The 15,950-nt window shown below is 68.7% G+C and carries 20 protein-coding genes and 1 pseudogene; 7 read left to right on the top strand and 14 right to left on the bottom strand.

From position 1 onward, the window contains the following. Positions 1-232 precede the first annotated feature (232 nt). From ACVKXF_RS04135 to ACVKXF_RS04125, 3 genes are read right to left on the bottom strand one after another with little or no spacing between them, the layout of a single operon-like run. Complete coding sequence (locus tag ACVKXF_RS04135; protein ID WP_456794942.1) at positions 233-763, bottom strand: RipA family octameric membrane protein; 531 nt, start codon at positions 761-763, stop codon at positions 233-235. Continuing rightward, positions 756-1,052 carry a DUF7701 domain-containing protein gene (locus ACVKXF_RS04130; protein WP_456794941.1) on the bottom strand — a complete coding sequence of 99 codons (297 nt, stop codon included), beginning with the start codon at positions 1,050-1,052 and terminating at the stop codon, positions 756-758. Before ACVKXF_RS04130 ends, ACVKXF_RS04135 begins: the two co-directional genes overlap by 8 nt. After that, a complete protein-coding gene (locus ACVKXF_RS04125; protein ID WP_456794940.1) occupies positions 1,043-1,426 on the bottom strand; it encodes a TIR domain-containing protein in 384 nt (127 codons plus the stop codon). Before ACVKXF_RS04125 ends, ACVKXF_RS04130 begins: the two co-directional genes overlap by 10 nt. Positions 1,427-1,907: 481 nt before the next feature. On the opposite strand from ACVKXF_RS04125, the pseudogene ACVKXF_RS04120 reads away from it, so the two are divergent. From ACVKXF_RS04120 to ACVKXF_RS04100, 5 genes and pseudogenes are all read left to right on the top strand, one after another. After that, a pseudogene (locus ACVKXF_RS04120) lies at positions 1,908-1,994 on the top strand (DUF2510 domain-containing protein); the annotation flags it as partial. Between the two features lie 102 nt (positions 1,995-2,096). Continuing rightward, on the top strand, positions 2,097-2,567 hold the full coding sequence (locus tag ACVKXF_RS04115; protein WP_456795342.1) for a hypothetical protein: 471 nt from the start codon (positions 2,097-2,099) through the stop codon (positions 2,565-2,567). Positions 2,568-2,767: 200 nt separating this feature from the next. Further along, positions 2,768-3,604, top strand: a complete 837-nt coding sequence (locus ACVKXF_RS04110) for an alpha/beta fold hydrolase (protein WP_456794939.1) — start codon at positions 2,768-2,770, stop codon at positions 3,602-3,604. Positions 3,605-3,665: 61 nt separating this feature from the next. Beyond that, a complete protein-coding gene (locus tag ACVKXF_RS04105; protein ID WP_456794938.1) occupies positions 3,666-3,893 on the top strand; it encodes a hypothetical protein in 228 nt (75 codons plus the stop codon). A 68-nt stretch (positions 3,894-3,961) separates the two neighbouring features. Further along, on the top strand, positions 3,962-5,173 hold the full coding sequence (locus tag ACVKXF_RS04100) for a cupin domain-containing protein (protein ID WP_456794937.1): 1,212 nt from the start codon (positions 3,962-3,964) through the stop codon (positions 5,171-5,173). Positions 5,174-5,179: 6 nt separating this feature from the next. On the opposite strand, the gene ACVKXF_RS04095 is transcribed toward ACVKXF_RS04100, so the two are convergent. The 4 genes from ACVKXF_RS04095 to ppk2 form a co-directional block, all read right to left on the bottom strand. Continuing rightward, positions 5,180-5,599 carry a DoxX family protein gene (locus ACVKXF_RS04095; RefSeq protein WP_123294560.1) on the bottom strand — a complete coding sequence of 140 codons (420 nt, stop codon included), beginning with the start codon at positions 5,597-5,599 and terminating at the stop codon, positions 5,180-5,182. 69 nt (positions 5,600-5,668) lie between these two features. Further along, the gene (locus tag ACVKXF_RS04090) at positions 5,669-6,196 is read right to left on the bottom strand and encodes a DUF6611 family protein (RefSeq protein ID WP_456794936.1); all 528 of its coding nucleotides are present in this window, start codon (positions 6,194-6,196) and stop codon (positions 5,669-5,671) included. Next, positions 6,193-6,729: a hypothetical protein gene (locus tag ACVKXF_RS04085; RefSeq protein ID WP_456794935.1), complete on the bottom strand. Its 537-nt coding sequence runs from the start codon at positions 6,727-6,729 to the stop codon at positions 6,193-6,195. Before ACVKXF_RS04085 ends, ACVKXF_RS04090 begins: the two co-directional genes overlap by 4 nt. Before the next feature lie 86 nt (positions 6,730-6,815). Next, entirely contained in the window at positions 6,816-7,724 is a 909-nt protein-coding gene (gene ppk2, locus ACVKXF_RS04080; protein ID WP_123312180.1) for a polyphosphate kinase 2, read from the bottom strand. Positions 7,725-7,924: 200 nt separating this feature from the next. On the opposite strand from ppk2, the gene ACVKXF_RS04075 reads away from it, so the two are divergent. Beyond that, on the top strand, positions 7,925-8,926 hold the full coding sequence (locus tag ACVKXF_RS04075; protein ID WP_123310919.1) for an aldo/keto reductase: 1,002 nt from the start codon (positions 7,925-7,927) through the stop codon (positions 8,924-8,926). Positions 8,927-9,017: 91 nt separating this feature from the next. On the opposite strand, the gene msrA is transcribed toward ACVKXF_RS04075, so the two are convergent. The 3 genes from msrA to ACVKXF_RS04060 all read right to left on the bottom strand — a co-directional run bounded on the left by msrA (position 9,018) and on the right by ACVKXF_RS04060 (position 11,060). Further along, complete coding sequence (msrA, locus tag ACVKXF_RS04070) at positions 9,018-9,539, bottom strand: peptide-methionine (S)-S-oxide reductase MsrA (protein ID WP_222659191.1); 522 nt, start codon at positions 9,537-9,539, stop codon at positions 9,018-9,020. 99 nt (positions 9,540-9,638) lie between these two features. Beyond that, the gene (locus tag ACVKXF_RS04065; RefSeq protein ID WP_456794934.1) at positions 9,639-10,460 is read right to left on the bottom strand and encodes an aldo/keto reductase; all 822 of its coding nucleotides are present in this window, start codon (positions 10,458-10,460) and stop codon (positions 9,639-9,641) included. 141 nt (positions 10,461-10,601) lie between these two features. Continuing rightward, a complete protein-coding gene (locus ACVKXF_RS04060) occupies positions 10,602-11,060 on the bottom strand; it encodes a DUF4383 domain-containing protein (RefSeq protein WP_123312179.1) in 459 nt (152 codons plus the stop codon). A 177-nt stretch (positions 11,061-11,237) separates the two neighbouring features. Between ACVKXF_RS04060 and ACVKXF_RS04055 the strand changes: the two genes are divergently transcribed. Beyond that, positions 11,238-11,594: a VOC family protein gene (locus ACVKXF_RS04055; protein ID WP_123310913.1), complete on the top strand. Its 357-nt coding sequence runs from the start codon at positions 11,238-11,240 to the stop codon at positions 11,592-11,594. A gap of 78 nt (positions 11,595-11,672) precedes the next feature. Here the strand turns inward: ACVKXF_RS04055 and ACVKXF_RS04050 are convergent, their stop codons facing one another. The 4 genes from ACVKXF_RS04050 to aztB are packed head-to-tail and all read right to left on the bottom strand — an operon-like array spanning position 11,673 to position 15,902. Next, on the bottom strand, positions 11,673-12,851 hold the full coding sequence (locus tag ACVKXF_RS04050) for a hypothetical protein (RefSeq protein WP_456794933.1): 1,179 nt from the start codon (positions 12,849-12,851) through the stop codon (positions 11,673-11,675). 26 nt (positions 12,852-12,877) lie between these two features. Further along, positions 12,878-13,807, bottom strand: a complete 930-nt coding sequence (locus ACVKXF_RS04045; RefSeq protein WP_456794932.1) for a metal ABC transporter solute-binding protein, Zn/Mn family — start codon at positions 13,805-13,807, stop codon at positions 12,878-12,880. Further along, complete coding sequence (locus ACVKXF_RS04040) at positions 13,804-15,015, bottom strand: YncE family protein (RefSeq protein WP_456794931.1); 1,212 nt, start codon at positions 15,013-15,015, stop codon at positions 13,804-13,806. Before ACVKXF_RS04040 ends, ACVKXF_RS04045 begins: the two co-directional genes overlap by 4 nt. Continuing rightward, positions 15,012-15,902, bottom strand: a complete 891-nt coding sequence (gene aztB / locus ACVKXF_RS04035) for a zinc ABC transporter permease AztB (protein WP_456794930.1) — start codon at positions 15,900-15,902, stop codon at positions 15,012-15,014. The genes ACVKXF_RS04040 and aztB overlap by 4 nt, the downstream gene beginning before the upstream one ends. Between the last annotated feature and the right edge of the window lie 48 nt (positions 15,903-15,950).

Here is a 15,950-nt window from a genome sequence, read left to right as displayed (position 1 = left end):
CAACGAGCGCGCAAAGGGGTTCGTGATGCGGCAGCCGGCGGAGTTCGTTCGGTGGTGGCGCGGCCGCGATGGCCGGGAGTCCGAAATCATCGCTGGCATCCCGAACGCATGTGGCAGAGCGACACCCGAACGCGACCGAGCGTACATACCTAAGGCCCAAGCGGCATCGGACGGCTCAGTGCCTTCGGAAGGCCAGCTGTCGCGTCATAGTCGGTAAACAGCCAATCTATCTTCAAGCGGTCGGAATGATATGAAGCAAGGCAAGAACCTCAAGAAGCGTCGCGAGGCAGTAGACGACGAAGAACGTTTTGGGTGTCCACAGCTCCCTAGAGGTTGAACTCTTGTATAAATCGGGGCGCTTGCCCTCGCCGAGCGCCACCCATTCACCTGCATAAATCGCAGCCGGGAGGAAAGCTTCAATCTGATTTATCACCGCGAACTTGCCGGTATTGAGTTGGCTGAATGAGACCAACAGCCCGCGCCAAGCAAGGGCCAGAATTCCACCTGTGACGGAAAGTCCGATGAGGCCGAACACCTCGAGGTAGGAGACGAGGCCCTTCCCAACAATAAGTCCCAGTGCGGTGAGAACGACGCCATTCAGTGTGAGGAAGAAAGTGTTAACCCCTTGCCTTCGCGCTACTAACGCTTCCGAGCTTGCCACCATAACCTTATACAACTCGATTGTAGTCGCTAGAGTTTCAGACGAAGGCTCGCCGTTGGGGAAAAGCTTGTCGTGAACCTTTCTGTGAAGCTCGTCATCCATGAGATTGTCCTGCAACGCGCCGTATCGCTGTCAAATAGGGCTCATCATCTGCCGCCACGTCATTGGATAACTCTCCAAAGGGGCGCAGTGATTCATGATTGGGATCACGAGCGGTCATCCAGGCAACCCAAGCGTTATGGACGTCTTCAGCGCTCACGTTTTGCCCTTTAGCCAAGAGCAAAACGGCATAAAGACGAAACAGGTCGCTCGTTTCCTCGTCCGGCAGGTCCGACTCCGGTACTTGCTTGCGGATCTGGACACCAAGTCGGTCTAGGTAGTTCAGATCCACGTGCCGAGCCAGGATGATATTTGTGCAAAGTCCCACCGAATCACGTTTTTTGCCGGAAGGCCGGATGGAATGGCGTGCGTCTTGTCTTTGTTGATCTGGATGCCGAAAATATAGTGCCCTTGACGTAGGGTCTCTGCTATTTCCCAGAGCACCGCTTCCGACTCGTAGGTCGTTGGACCGACAAGGACGATGGTTCCCTTGGTGCGCCCAATGCGTTCCTTGCACTGAGTTTTCCAGCTTGTGTCCCAAGGGTCCTGCACTGAATAGTCGACGAAGTCCACATCGTTCCCCTCGTCCTTTGACTGCTGGACAAGAAAATCGCGCGCCCAGCGGTCTTCCATCTCAAAGCTAATGAATGCTCTTGGTTTCACCATTGCCTTTTCCTCTGATGTATTGATCTTACGGAATCTTCGATTTCATGACGTCTATTGAAGGCGCGATCATAATCAACAACGCCTGCAGGCGAACGATAACAGACGAGCTCGGCGACGAGCGGTAAACGTGAGCCCGAAACTGAAAGTGCCAACGGAGCAGCCGGCGCTCATCGTAATCAGGCCGCCGCTCCTGGCTAACATGCTCAGGGCGCCCTGGCAGTCGTGGTTCAACCGACAACCAGACTACTCGGGGGGCACTTTGAACAGCGTGGTGCTCTGCTGCGCCTCGTCAACCAGTTGACTTCTGGGAACCAGAATCGCGATCGTGGTCGCGCGAGTTTTCGGCAACTTCGGGTGGCAGACGAGGGCTCCTAACATAAGAGCGCGGTACCGGCACCGGTCAATCCAGCTCGACTGTCCGCGTCGGCTGGGCACCCAGACCGGGGGTGTCGACTGGTGCGGTGCTCCGTAAGTTGAAGCAATGTCAGCAGCACCTGCCGGTTGGTACGACGATAAGGATCCGCGGTTCGTCCGCTACTGGGACGGGCAAAGGTGGACTGAGCATGTGCAGCTTAAGCAGTCACTGCCAGGTGGTCGCGGCGGCCGACCCTCGGACACCCGTGGGGCGGCCGCTCCGCACACGCGTCGTTCTGCCAGAGCCGCGGAACAGATGCTGCGTACGGCGGTCCCTGCAGCGCAGGACAAGCCGGTCGAGAAGTTGTCGAAGCGGGAAGCACGAGAGCGGCTGCGTGCCGCCGAGGCCCGGATCGAGGCGGGGGAAGCGGTCGTTGCTCGTTACCACATGCGCGCGTTCGACGACGTCGATGCGTACCGGGCCGAGCAAGAGCAGCAGCTCGCCACTCTTCGAGCGGACTTCGAGGCTGAACAATCGGAGGCGCGCGAGCTCTGGGTGAAGGAACAGGCCAGCGCTCGCGAGCGCTTCGCCGCTGAGCAGGCGGCCGAGCGGCTCAAGGGGGAGCAAGCGGTTCGGACTGCTGAGAACCGCGTTCGTGCCGCTGAACAGCAAGCCCAGGAGGCACGCGCGACGCGCGACGAGATCAACGCGGGCATCAGGGCCCGAAGAGCAGAGCTGGTCGACTTGACCGCCGCGGTTGGAGTGACTCTTCCCGGCTCGTCCTAGCCGGAGCGTTCCCGGAGTCGCGGGTGGGCGGCCACTGCACAGGAGCACGTTGCGGACCACACTCGACGCCGATCGAGATGAATGACGCAAGCGTCCGACCGGGCTGCGACCGTACCGTGAGCCTGCTTCGACCTTCCGCCGGACGGAAGGCAGCGGCCAGCCCGCGAACCAGGTGGAGCAACGACTCACGGAGGTGCAAGATGGCGTTCGTCACCACGAGCGACGGTGCAGAGATCTACTACAAGGACTGGGGGCCCCAGGACGCCCAGCCGATCGTGTTCCACCACGGATGGCCGCTGTCCTCCGACGACTGGGACGCGCAGATGCTGTTCTTCCTGGCGAACGGCTACCGGGTGATCGCCCACGACCGTCGCGGTCACGGTCGGTCGTCGCAGATCGGGACCGGTCACGACATGGACCACTACGCCAGCGACACGGACGCGCTGGTGCAGCACCTCGACCTGCAGAACGCGATCCACATCGGGCACTCCACTGGTGGCGGCCAGGTCGCCCGGTACGTCGCGAAGTACGGCGAGCCGCAGGGCCGGGTCGCGAAGGCGGTCCTGGTGTCCTCCGTGCCCCCGATCATGCTGCAGAGCGACGACAACCCGGAGGGCACGCCCATCGCGGTGCTCGACGGGTTCCGGAGCGCGCTCGCCGCGAACCGCGCCGAGTTCTACCAGGCCGTCGCCGAGGGGCCCTTCTACGGGTTCAACCGCGAGGGTGTCGAGGTGTCCGCTCCGGTGGTCGCGAACTGGTGGCGTCAGGGGATGACGGGCAGCGCACTGGCGCACTACGAGGGGATCAAGGCGTTCTCCGAGACCGACCAGACCGAGGACCTCAAGGCCATCTCGGTCCCGGTGCTCGTCACGCAGGGCGACGACGACCAGGTGGTGCCGTACAAGGCCGCCTCGATCAAGCAGGCCGAGCTCCTGCAGAACGCCACCCTCAAGATCTACGAGGGGTACCCGCACGGGATGCTGACGACCCACGCGGACGTCATCAACCCCGACATCCTCGCCTTCCTGAAGCAGTAGGCGTTCACGGACCCGAGGGGCGCGTGCCGTGGTGGGCGCGCCCCTCGTGCCGAGGAGTGACATGCAGACTGAACTGTTGCAGCAGGCCGACCGCGTGCTCGCTGCGCTCCCTGCAGGGCGACGCGAGGCCGTGCGCGAGATCGTCGTCGACGCCGTGCACCGAGGTGCGCTGACCGCGACGGGGCGAGCGTTCATCGCGCGCGTGTCCGGCTCGACGTTCCTGGCGGACGTGCTGAGCGACGCGATCACCGAGCAGCGACGAGCGCTGGAGCACGATCGCGTCGAATGACGCTAGGGGCCGCCGACGGCTCCTGGTCCGATGGTCTCGACGCGCATCCGAGAGCGAAGGAGCAGACGATGACCGACCAGCCCACCCCGCCCCACCACGAGACACCGTCCGTCGGCGATCCAGACCTCCCGCAGGAAGGGCTCGTGAACATCGCGGACGACCCCACTGCGAACACGATGACGGGTCCGCAGAACCCGGCGCTCGCGGCGCAGTTCCCGAGCCAGCTGAACGCGCCGGCGACCGACATCAGCACACAGGCCTTCTTCTGGTCCTCGTTCAACATCTCGCCCCGACGAGTCCAGCGCGGCGGTTGGGCTCGTGAACTGACCCAGTCCGACTTCGCGATCTCCGACGAGATCGCGGGCGTGAACATGTACCTGGAGCCCGGGGGCATCCGGGAGCTGCACTGGCACCAGACCGCCGAGTGGGCACTGATGACCAGCGGCGGGTGCCGCGTCACGACCCTGAGCCGCGAGGGCCTGCCGAGCGTCGAGGACGTGTTCGAGGGCGACCTCTGGTTCTTCCCCGCGGGCCTCCCGCACTCCCTGCAGGGCCTCGGGCCGGACGGGGCCGAGTTCGTCCTGGCGTTCGACAGCGGTGAGCAGTCCGAGAGCAACACGCTCCTGCTCACTGACTGGTTCGCGCACACGCCGCCGGACGTGTTGGCGAAGAACTTCGGCGTCGCGCAGGAGGCGTTCACGGACCTCCCGCTCCACAACCTCTGGATCTTCCCCGGTGAGGTCCCCGGTGAGCTCGAACGGGACCAGCTGGCAGCCGGCGTCGAGTGGGGCGGGACCGAGCCCGTGATCTTCCGGATGGGCAAGACCGCCCCGCGGTTCGAGAACAGCGGCGGCAGCATCCGGATCGCGGACAGCACGAACTTCCCGGGCGCGAAGACGGTCGCCGCGGCGCTGACGGTCGTGGAGCCCGGTTCGATGCGGGAGCTGCACTGGCACCCGAACGCCGACGAGTGGCAGTACTACCTGAAGGGCCAGGGCCGCATGACGGTCTTCAACACCGGCCCCCACGCCAACACCATGAACTTCAGGGCCGGTGACGTCGGTGTCGTGAAGCGGAACCTCGGGCACTACGTCGAGAACACCGGTGACGAGCCGCTCGTCTACGTGGAGACGTTCCGCAGCGACCGCTACGAGGAGGTCTCGCTGGCGAACTGGCTCGCACACCTGCCGCCGTCGCTGGTGTCGCAGCACCTGAACATCCCGGAGGAGGTCCTCGCCACGTTCCCGCGCGGGTCCCAGGGGATCGTGCCGCTGCGGTAGTCCGGCTCAGCGGCGCTTGCGGAGGGCGTTCGTCGCCCAGAGCGCGACGGCGATCAGCACGGGCTGGAACAGGAGCCGGACGAACCGCTTGGTGTCCGTGTCCAGGCCGAAGCCGTCACGGTGGTGCATCCACTGCGCGATGTTGCCGGGGAAGATCGCGGTGAAGAACACCGCGGCGACCCACCCGACGGTGGCCTGCCGTCGGACCAGCAGCACCAGGGCGGCTCCGAGGGAGATCTCCGCGATGCCCGATGCCAGGACCGTGACGTCCGGGTCCAGGGGGACGAACTCCGGCACCTGGGCCCGGAACTCCTGACGTGCGACGGTGAGGTGGCTGATGCCGGCCCAGGTCATGGCGGCGCCCAGCAGGATGCGGACGACGGTCCGGGGCTTGGTCGAGCGAGGGGTGCGGCGACGGGAGGTCATCGGGTGGGCGCCTTTCGAGGGGTTGCCGAGCACACGAGATCGGTTGCGCTCATGTGAATTGTGCACAACCTAACACGGTGTCACTCCCGCTCGCGGACGGTCCTCCGGCAGCGCGGCCCACACGTCGGCCCAGATGAGCTCGAAGTCGACGGGCGCGAGCCGGTGCGCCCGCACCGCCCGCTCCAGGATCGAGAGCGCGTCGAGTGACCCGGCGAGGAGCCGCTCGTCGCCGTGCACCTCCGGCCGACCGTTGCTCAGGAACGTGGTCACGGTGATCGAGCGCACCCGTGGCCGCAGCCGCTTGGTGGCCCGGCCGAGGACGGCGAACCCCGCGGCGTACAGCGCGAGCCCGACGGGCATGCCCGCCGCCGGCAGCGCGACCGCCACGACCACGACCACGAGCGCGGTGAACGCCCCGACGGCGGGCCACACGTGCCACGCCCGGAGCAGCAGGCGCTCACTCGTGTTCGTCCCGGGTGGGAACACGACGAGTGTCCGCGAGGTCCACATCGTGCGGCCCACCGGCCGGATCGTATAGCGGCCCCACAGGTGCGGCCCGTCGATCAGGCGGTCGCGGACCGACGTCGCCGTGGTCACCGTCCCACCGGCAGGAGCTCGGCGCGGACGGGGACGACGTCCCGGTGCCGGACGGTCGTCAGGCAGGGGAAGCAGACCAGGTCGCCATCGCGGACGTCGGCCGGCAGCGGAGCCGGGAGGCGGTGGAACGGACCGTCGGCCTGACCGTCACATCGGGTGACGACGTACATCGTGGCGAGGGGAGCGGTGCTCCGGCGTCCGATCAGGCGCACCTGGTCGAGCACGGCGCAGGCCGGCAGGACCGCGTCCAGTTCCAGCAGCACCACCCCGGTGCGCGGCCGTCGGACCCGGGTGACCGACGCGACTGCGACGCTGACGGCACGGGGCGTCCAGCCGCGGGGGCGGAAGCGGGGCGGCGACTGCTCCGCGGTGTGGACGCTCGGGGTGCCGGTCAGGTCGGCGAGCCGGACCATCGAGATCGCGGCGACGACCAGGTCGTCGGTGGTCGCCACGGTGTGGGCCGGCCACAGGAACGGGTCCATCGGATCCGGCAGGGACGCGCGGAGCGTCGGCATGATCGCTGTCAGTGTCACACCGGACACGTTCCCGCGTGGTCGGGCAGTGGGGAAGGTGCCCTGACGGAACCCCTACGCCCGAGTGACGACTCCTGACGGCCTGCTCACTCGATGTCGACGTCCCGCTTGCCGCGCCGCACGATGAGCGGGTCCGGCTTGCCGATCACGTCGACGGCCTTGTCCGGGTAGTCGAACTGCGTCAGGAAGTACCGCATCGCGTTCAGGCGGGCGCGCTTCTTGTCGTTCGACCGCACGATGGTCCACGGCGCGTACCGCTTGTCGGTGCGGGTGAACATGGCGTTCTTCGCCTCGGTGTAGTCCTCCCAGCGGTCGAGCGACAGCAGGTCGATGTCGGACAACTTCCACCGGCGGACCGGGTCGAGCTGCCGCATCGCGAACCGGGTGCGCTGCTCGCGGCGCGTGACCGAGAACCAGAACTTCGTCAGGTGGATGCCGGAGTCGACGAGCATCCGCTCGAACTGCGGCACCTGGGTCATGAACGACTCGTACTCGTCGTCGTCGCAGAAGCCCATCACCCGTTCGACGCCGGCGCGGTTGTACCAGGAACGGTCGAACAGCACCATCTCGCCGGCTGACGGCAGGTGCTGCACGTAGCGCTGGAAGTACCACTCGCCGCGTTCCCGCTCGCTCGGCTTGCTGAGCGCCACCACGCGCGAGGTCCGGGGGTTCAGGTGCTCCGTGAACCGCTTGATGGTGCCGCCCTTGCCCGCGGCGTCGCGCCCCTCGAACAGCACGACGACCTTCTGCCCGGTGTCCTCGAGCCAGTACTGGCACTTCAGCAGCTCGATCTGCAGCTGGTACTTCGAGTACTCGTACTCGTCGCGCGGCAGCCGCTCGTCGTACGGGTAGTCGTCGCGCCACGTGAGGACGGGGTTGCCGTGCGGGTCGATGAGGTCCGGGTCGGCAGTGTGTCCGTCCGCGACGCTGTAGCCCTCGGTCCGGAGCTGCTCGATGTACTCCCGGAGCGGTTGCGAGTACGGCGCTGTGTCCACGGTGTCTCCCTCACTGCCCACCGGTCGACGGTCCGTCGATCGGTTCGTCCCCCATCCTGTCCTGCACAGCCGCACGGACGCCGAACCACGCGTGTCGTCCCGGTGAAGGTCGTCCTGCTCAGTCGACGCCGCACCGTGCCGCCCGCCCGTCATCCGCTAGCGTCGTCAGCGGCCAAGTCCCCGACCCGGATCGAGCAACGATGCCTGACGTCCACCTCCCTGCCGCCGACCGCTACGAGCAGCTCCCGTACCAGCGCGTGGGGAGGAGCGGCCTCAAGCTGCCGCGCATCTCCCTCGGCCTGTGGAACAACTTCGGCGCCGACCGGGCGCTCGCGACGCAGCGCGACATCGTGCTGCACGCCTTCGACCGCGGGATCACCCACTTCGACCTGGCGAACAACTACGGTCCGCCACCAGGGTCGGCCGAGGAGCAGTTCGGGCGCATCCTCGAGTCGGACCTGCGCCCGTACCGCGACGAGATCGTGGTGTCGACGAAGGCCGGCTACGACATGTGGCCGGGCCCGTACGGCGACCGTGGCTCCCGCAAGTACATGCTCGCGTCGCTCGACCAGTCACTCCGGCGCCTCGGGCTCGACTACGTCGACGTCTTCTACTCGCACCGTCCCGACCCCGAGACCCCCATCGAGGAGACGGTCAGCGCCCTCGTGACCGCGGTCCGTTCGGGCAAGGCGCTGTACGCCGGCATCTCGAACTACGACCCGGAGCAGACCGCCGCGGCAGCCGAGGCGCTCGCCGCCGAGAACATGCACCTGCTCATCCACCAGCCGCGCTACAACATGTTCGACCGGGTCCCCGAGGACGGGCTCTTCGACGAGCTCACGCGACTCGGGACGGGTGCGATCGTGTTCTCGCCGCTGGCCGGTGGGCTGCTGACGGACCGGTACCTGGACGGTTCGGTGCCGGTGGGTTCGCGTGCCGCCGAGGGCCGTTGGTTCGGTGCGGACCGCATCGACGACGAGTACCTGACCACGGCGCGGGCGCTCAACGACATCGCCGCGGCGCGCGGGCAGACGCTCGCCCAGCTCGCGATCACGTGGGTGCTCCGGCAGCCGGCCGTCACGTCGGCGTTGGTCGGGGCATCGAGTGTCCGTCAGCTGGACGGCACGCTCGACTCGCTCGCGGGCGCCCCGCTCACCGACGAGGAGCTGGCGGCGATCGACGCACTGGTACCGCGCGGCTGACGCACGCCGGATGCAGTGGGCGTGACCCAAGAGCAGACGGGAGGGACGGTGCCAGCTGGCACCGTCCCTCCCGTCTCATGGTCTGTCGCTTTTAGACCGCCGCGGTCGCCTCGTCGCGGTGCGGGAGCTTCCAACCCGGACGCACGAAGTGGCACGTGTACCCGGCGGGGTACTTCTCGAGGTAGTCCTGGTGCTCCTCCTCGGCCTGCCAGAAGTCGCCCGCGGGCTCGACCTCGGTGACGACCTTGCCGGGCCAGATGCCGGACGCGTCCACGTCGGCGATGGTGTCGCGCGCGACCTGCTCCTGCTCGGGCGAGGTGAAGAAGATCGCCGAACGGTAGGCACGGCCGACGTCGTTGCCCTGACGGTCCTTCGTCGACGGGTCGTGGATCTGGAAGAAGAACTCGAGCAGGTCGCGGTACGAGATCTCCGACGGGTCGAAGACGATCTCGACCGCCTCGGCGTGGTCACCGTGGTTGCGGTACGTCGCGTTCGGGGTGTCGCCACCCGAGTAGCCGACGCGGGTGCTGACGATGCCGGGTCGGCGGCGGAGGAGCTGCTGCGCTCCCCAGAAGCAGCCGCCGGCGAGGATGGCGGTTTCGGTGGTGGTCATGGTGGCCTCCTGAGGTCGTCGTGCCGCTGGCTGCGGCACCGTGTGGTGCAACCGGCAACGGGGCTGCGGTGTTCCCGTGTCGCCGGATGTCGGGTCGCGTCAGTTCGTGGTGTCCTCGAGTGCGTCGAGCGCGGCCACGTCGTCGGCGGAGAGCACGAAGTCGACGTCGGCGTTCGCGGCGATGCGCGACGGGGTCGTGGACTTCGGCAGCGGCAGGACGTCCTTCTCGAGCAGGTAGCGGATCGCGACCTGGGCGACGGACTTGTCGTACTTCGCCGCGATCTCGGCGATCTGCTCGTTCTCGAGCAGCCCTCCGGTGGCGAGCGGGGAGTAGCCCTCGGTCAGGATGTCGTGCTCGCGGTCGAAGGCGGTCGTGTCGTCCTGGGTGTTGCCGATGAACCAGCGGATCTGGTTGGCGTGCGGGACGACGTCGGTGCGGCCGAGCAGGTCCTCGAGGTCGGCGACGGCGAAGTTCGAGACACCGATGCTCTTGGTGCGGCCGGCGTCGTAGAGCTCCTCGAAGACCTTCCAGACCTCGACGTTGCCGTCGCGGTGGTCCGAGCCCATGTCGCTCCAGGGCCACGGCGCGTGGATCAGGTACAGGTCGACGTGTCCGAGGTCGAGGTTGCGGCTGGACTCCTCGAAGGCGTCACGGGCGCCGGACGCGGTCTTGACCTCGGCCGGCAGCTTCGTGGTGATGAAGAGTTCGTCGCGGGGGATGCCGCTGTCACGGACGGCCTGGCCGACGCTGGCCTCGTTGCCGTAGGCCAGGGCGGTGTCGATGTGGCGGTAGCCGAGGTCGAGCGCGGTCTTCGTGGCGTCGTACGCGTCGGAACCGGACGGGATCTGCCAGGTGCCGAAGCCGATCTTCGGGATGTGCAGGCCGTTGGACAGGGTGAACGTGTCGATGAGAGCGGGCATGCGTCGGACAGTACGCCGCGGGTTGGTGGACGTGTGGAGCGCCGCCGCCGCGCACCGCGCCCCCGCACGGGCATCGCGCCCCGACTCACATGGGCGCGATGCCCGCCAGGGGGCGCGAACGCCTCAAGCGACGGACGACTGTCAGCGCGTGCGCGCGCCGATGCGCGGCAGCACGAAGCCGAGGACGATCATCGCGACGGCGAGGAACGCGTGCAGGACGTTGTCCGCGCTGTTCAGGGGGACGAAGTTCGCGGGGTCCGCCATGCCGGCCGTGAAGAGGCCGTAGACGAACAGGACCGCGTAGACGATGCCGCCGACGACCAGGTAGAGGCGAGCGCCCGACGCCGAACGGGCTGCGATGAGTCCGACGATGCCGAACAGCAGGTGCACGATGTTGTGCAGGACCGACACCTGGAACAGGCCCAGGAGCAGGGCCATGGAGCCGTGACCGGCCATCGACATCGAGCCCATGTCCATGGTGAGCCCGGGGATGAAGCCGGCGATGCCGACGATCAGGAAGACGACACCGAAGAGGAGCGCACCCTTCTGGGTCCACGTCGAGCCGGTGCGGTTGCGAGCGGTTGCTGCGTTGCTGGTCATGGTGAGACCTCTCTTGTCGAGCGCGCCACGGATGTTGCGCACAGGGGATTCGGGGCCGATGCGCAGTTGGATTGCAGGGGACATCCGATTTCCGAACGCCGGTGATCCTGCTGAGTCGGCCCGCACGCCCCGCTGCCTACGCTCCGCCGTACGGCAACACCGACGGAAGGCAGCACCATGGCAAGCGGAGTCGCAGCGGTATGGGTCCCGGTCACCGACATGCAGCGGGCGGTCGCGTTCTACCGCGACACCCTCGGACTGACGGTCACGGACGAGTCCGACGACTGGAGCGAGATCGACGCGAACGGCCTGATGATCGGGCTGAACGGCCGTGAGTCGGCGAGCCCGTCGAGCGGCGGGGGAGCGGTCGTCACGTTCCAGCCGGACGGGTCGATCGAGGACGAGCTGGCGAGCATCCGCGAGCGCGGTGCGGACGTGCAGGGCGAGATCAGCGAGCACCCGTGGGGCAAGATCGTCCCGTTCAAGGACAGCGAGGGCAACGACCTGCAGTTCTACTCGCCGCCGCAGGGCTGACGCGACCCCAGGACGGACGGGAGGCCCGGTGCCAGCTGGCACCGGGCCTCCCGTCTGCGCGTGGTCGCCTGCAGAGCGCTACGCGACCGCGATCTCGTTGGGCACGCCCGGCAGTGCGTCGCTGGAGGCGACGACCTTCCCGGTGGTCAGGTCGACCGCGTGCACCTTCTGCTCGGCGGGGTCCGTGACGTAGGCGATGTCGCCCGCGACCTTCACGGCGGGGTGGGCGTCCTGCCACTCGGCCGGGCCCTCCCACGCGTCGATCACGGGGAACGAGTCGAGCTGGTCGCCGGTGGTCTCGTCGAAGGTGTGCAGGGCGCCGTCGTCACCGAGGACCACCGCTTCGTCGCCGGGGCCGCGTGCGAGGTCGCGGAACGTGAAGCCGACGCCGTCGGGCATGTCCGCGACGGTGTACTTCCCCGAAGCTGCGTCGATCAGGGCGATCTGGTCGAGCAGGTAGCCCTCGCTGTCCGGGTCGTCGTTGTAGTCGCCGACCGCGACCGATGACGTGTCCGTGGTGAACAGGTTGCCGGTGCGGCCGTACTCGGTGGGGGCGTCGAGCTTCTCGAACGCGCCGTCGGTGTAGACGAGGGCGCCGTCGGTGCAGCCGAACACCGCGACCTCACCCGTGACGGCACCTTCGCCGTGCACGTCCGGGCACTGCTCGGACCGGGTGATCTCCTCACCGTCGGCATCCAGGGCGCGCACGCCGGAGCGGCTCTCCTCGGTGCCGATGGTCTTTAGGAGCGTGCCGTCCTCGAGCTCGATCGCGACGCCGTGGTGGGCGGCCTCGGACTCGGTGGTCTCGACCTCGGGCAGGGCGTCGCCGTCGAGCTCGGTGTTGTCGAAGGTCGTCACGTCGCCGGTGCCGTCGGCGAACAGGGCGGTGCGGTCGCCGTGCACGACGGCGTGCCCGCCGGTGTCGGCCGGGAAGACCGCGTCGGTCAGGGCCGGGTCCGCCGCGGTGTCGAGCACCCGGAAGCCCTCCGGCACCGTGACGAGCACGTGGCGGCCGTCGCCGGCGGGGTTCACGCGGGTGAAGCCGTCGATGGCGTCGTCGGCCACGACCCGCAGGTCCTGGTCGAGCACGAGCAGGCCGCCGTCGTAGGTGAGTGTGATGCGGGTGCCGTCGGCCTTCGGGGTCGAGGTCCGCTCGGCGTCGGCGGCGTTGGTGGCGCACCCGGTCAGGGCCAGGGCTGCGGCACCGAGCAGCGCGGTTGGCAGTGCCGCGGCGCGGAGGGTCTTGGTTCTGGTCATGGACATCACTGTACTGATTCTCATTCTCAATTAGAAATCGGAGTCGTCAGGCCGTCGACGATCGCCTCGGTGTTCGAGCGCATCATCCCGAGGTAGGTCGACGCCGCGCCGTCCTCGGTCAGGGACTCGGTCGCCAGCGAGCGGATCGACACCTGCACGTCGACCTCCTCCGCCAGGACCTCGGCCAGGCGTGCGGGCTGCGAGGCGTCGGCGAAGATCGTCGGGACGCCCGCCTGCTCGATCGCGTCCGCCAGGTCACGCAGGTCGGCGGCGCTCGGGGACGCCAGGGTCGTGCCGCTCGGGATCACGGCCCCCACCACCCGGAACCCGTAGCGGTCGGCGAGGTACCCGAACACGTGGTGGTTCGTCACCAGGGCCTTGCGATCGGCGGGGACGGTGTCGAACGCGGCGGTCATGTCGGCGTCGAGGGCATCGAGCCGGTCGGTGTAGGCCTCGGTGCCGGGTGCGTCGATGCCGACGGCGTCCAGTTCGTCGTCGAGGGCCTCGACCACGTCGACCATCCGCGCGGGGTCCGTCCAGAAGTGCGGATCGGGGCCGCTGTCGTCGTCGGTGGTCCACTCCAGGGCATCGATCGCGTCGCCGGCGGTGAAGACGGGCACGCCGTCGTCGGCCGCGGCGCGGACGTGGTGGGCCACCCCTTCCTCGAGCCCGAGGCCGTTCTCGACCACCAGGTCCGCGCTCCGGAGTCGAGCCGCCTGCTGCGCGGAGACCTCGAACGAGTGCGGATCGCCACCGGGCGGCATGAGCACCATGACGTCGGCCCGGTCCCCGACGACCTCGGTCACGACGTCGCCCAGGATGTTCGTCGTCACGGCGACGAGTGGACGGTCCGAGCCGGCGGTGGTGCAGCCGGCGGTGGTGACGGCGACGGCTGCGACGACGAGCGCCGCGGTCAGTGTCCGCGCGGTGCGCCGGACGGGCGTGCTCCCGCTCACCGTCCCACCTCGGCGAACGCGGCGGGCGCGAACGGCAACTCGATGGTCCGGGCCACGCGGGCGCCGTCCGCGAAGTCGATCTCGTGCACGACGGCACTCGTCGGGTCGGCCACGTAGGCGCGCTGCGCGTCGAGCTGCAGCAGCGCCGCGGTGTCGCCGTCCACCACGGGGTCGGTGGTCGCGACGGCACCGGTGGACGCGGTCACGACGACGACCCGGCCGGTGTCGTCGACCCCGACCACGTGCTCGTCCTGGTCGTCGACGGCGACCACGGCGCGCAGTGGCCGTTCGGTCGCGACGTGCTGCCACGCGCGTTCCCGCACGTCGAGCAGCCAGAACCCGGTGTCGCCCGCGAGTCCGGCGACCGTGGGGCGGCCGGCCCGCGCGGCGAAGTCGGTCGGTCGCTCGGCGTCGTCCGGCAGCGCGACGAACGAGGTCCCGCCGGCGTCGTCGGCGACGACGGCTCCGTCGGCGCACCCCACCACGGCGCCGGCGCGGGTGACGATCCCGCCGGCCGGGTCGGTGCAGGGCTGTCCGGCTCCGGTCGACCCCGTCCGCTCTCCGTCGGCATCGAGGACGTGGACGGTGTCGCCCTCGGCGGCCACCAGGTGCTCGCCGAGCGGCAGCAGGACGGTTGCGTCCAGTCGTGCGGTCTCGTCGAACTCACCCTGCCCGAGTGCCGCGCGGTCGAGCACCACTGCTTCGCCGCGTTCCGGCCAGGCGATCGTGGTCATCGTCTCCGAGGAGTGCACCTGGACCGGGCCGCCGCCCTCGAGCGTCCCGACGACGCGCGGCTCGGCGGCGTAGTAGTGCGTGTGGTCGCCGTGGTCGACGGTCCAGGAGCCGCCGTCGACGACCGTGGTGCGGTCGCCGTCGCTCGTCACGAGGAACCGGCCGTCGGTCGCGGCGTGCTCGGCCGCGTCGACGCGGTCCAGGTCGGTCGTCTCGCCGGTGAGCAGGTCGTGCAGCGCCGTCTCGCCGGTCGCGGCGACGGCCAGGAGGCCCAGCTGGGGTTCCTGGGACTCGGTCGCGCCCGCCACGTACCCGTGCGGGGCCGTGGTCGCGGTGGTGACGTCGGCCTGCGGCGCCGAGGTGGTGGAGCACGCCGTGGCGGTGAGGGCGAGGCCGGCCGTCAGGCCCACGGCTCCCAGGAGTCGTGTCGTCCGGAGTCGTGTGTTCGCGCGGTCGGTGGTCGGGTCGTGGTTCATGGTGCCTCTCGTGCTGGTGCTCGGACAGGGTGGTCGACGGGGTGTGCGTCGCTCCGTGCGGTGGTGCACGCGACCCCGCGGACGACGGCGGCGGTGGCGCGGGACAGGGCGACCCCCGCGACGGCGACGGCCGCGATGCTCGCGCCGGCGGCGGTGCCGGCGTGCCACGAGACGAGCAGCCCGACCAGCACGGCGACGACACCGAGCACCGCGCCGAGGAGCATCGTCGAGGCCACGTGCTTCGTCCAGGCGCGGGCCGCTGCGGCGGGCGCGAGCAGCAGTCCGACGACCAGCAGGGTCCCCACCGCGCGGTAGGACGCCACGACGGCGAGCGTGACCAGGCCGATGAGGACCACCTCGGCGAGCCGTGGGTGCAGGCCGAGCGTCGCGGCCTTGCGGACGTCGAACGCCAGGGCGGTGAACGGCCGGTGGAACACGGCGGCGACGACCAGTGCGACGGCGACCGCGACCGCCAGCCCGCCGAGGTCGGCGCGGGTGACGGCAAGCACGTCGCCGAAGAGGATCGCGGTGACGTCGGTGGCGAAGGACCTCGATGCCGACACGATGATGACCCCGAGCGCGAGCATGCCCACGAAGAGCAGCCCGATCGAGGTGTCGTACGACAAGCCACCGCGTCGTCGCAGCGCCCCGACGCCGAACACCATCACCCCGGCGCTGACGGCGGCACCGAGCACCGCGGGGACGCCGGTGAGGGCTGCGATCGCGACGCCGGGCAGCATGCCGTGCGACAGCGCCTCGCCCAGGAACGCCATCCCGCGCACGAGCACCCAGGTGCCGACGACGGCGCACAGGACCGCGGCCAGGGCGCCACCGGTCAGGGCGCGCACCATGAAGTCGACGGTGAAGGGATCGGTCAGCCAGGTCACGGTCCGAGACGCTACATGAAAACGAGTATCGATACTGATAGCGTGCTC

It is taken from the genome of Curtobacterium sp. PvP017 (assembly GCF_054060195.1).
This window is presented reverse-complemented; position numbering and strand designations above follow the sequence as displayed.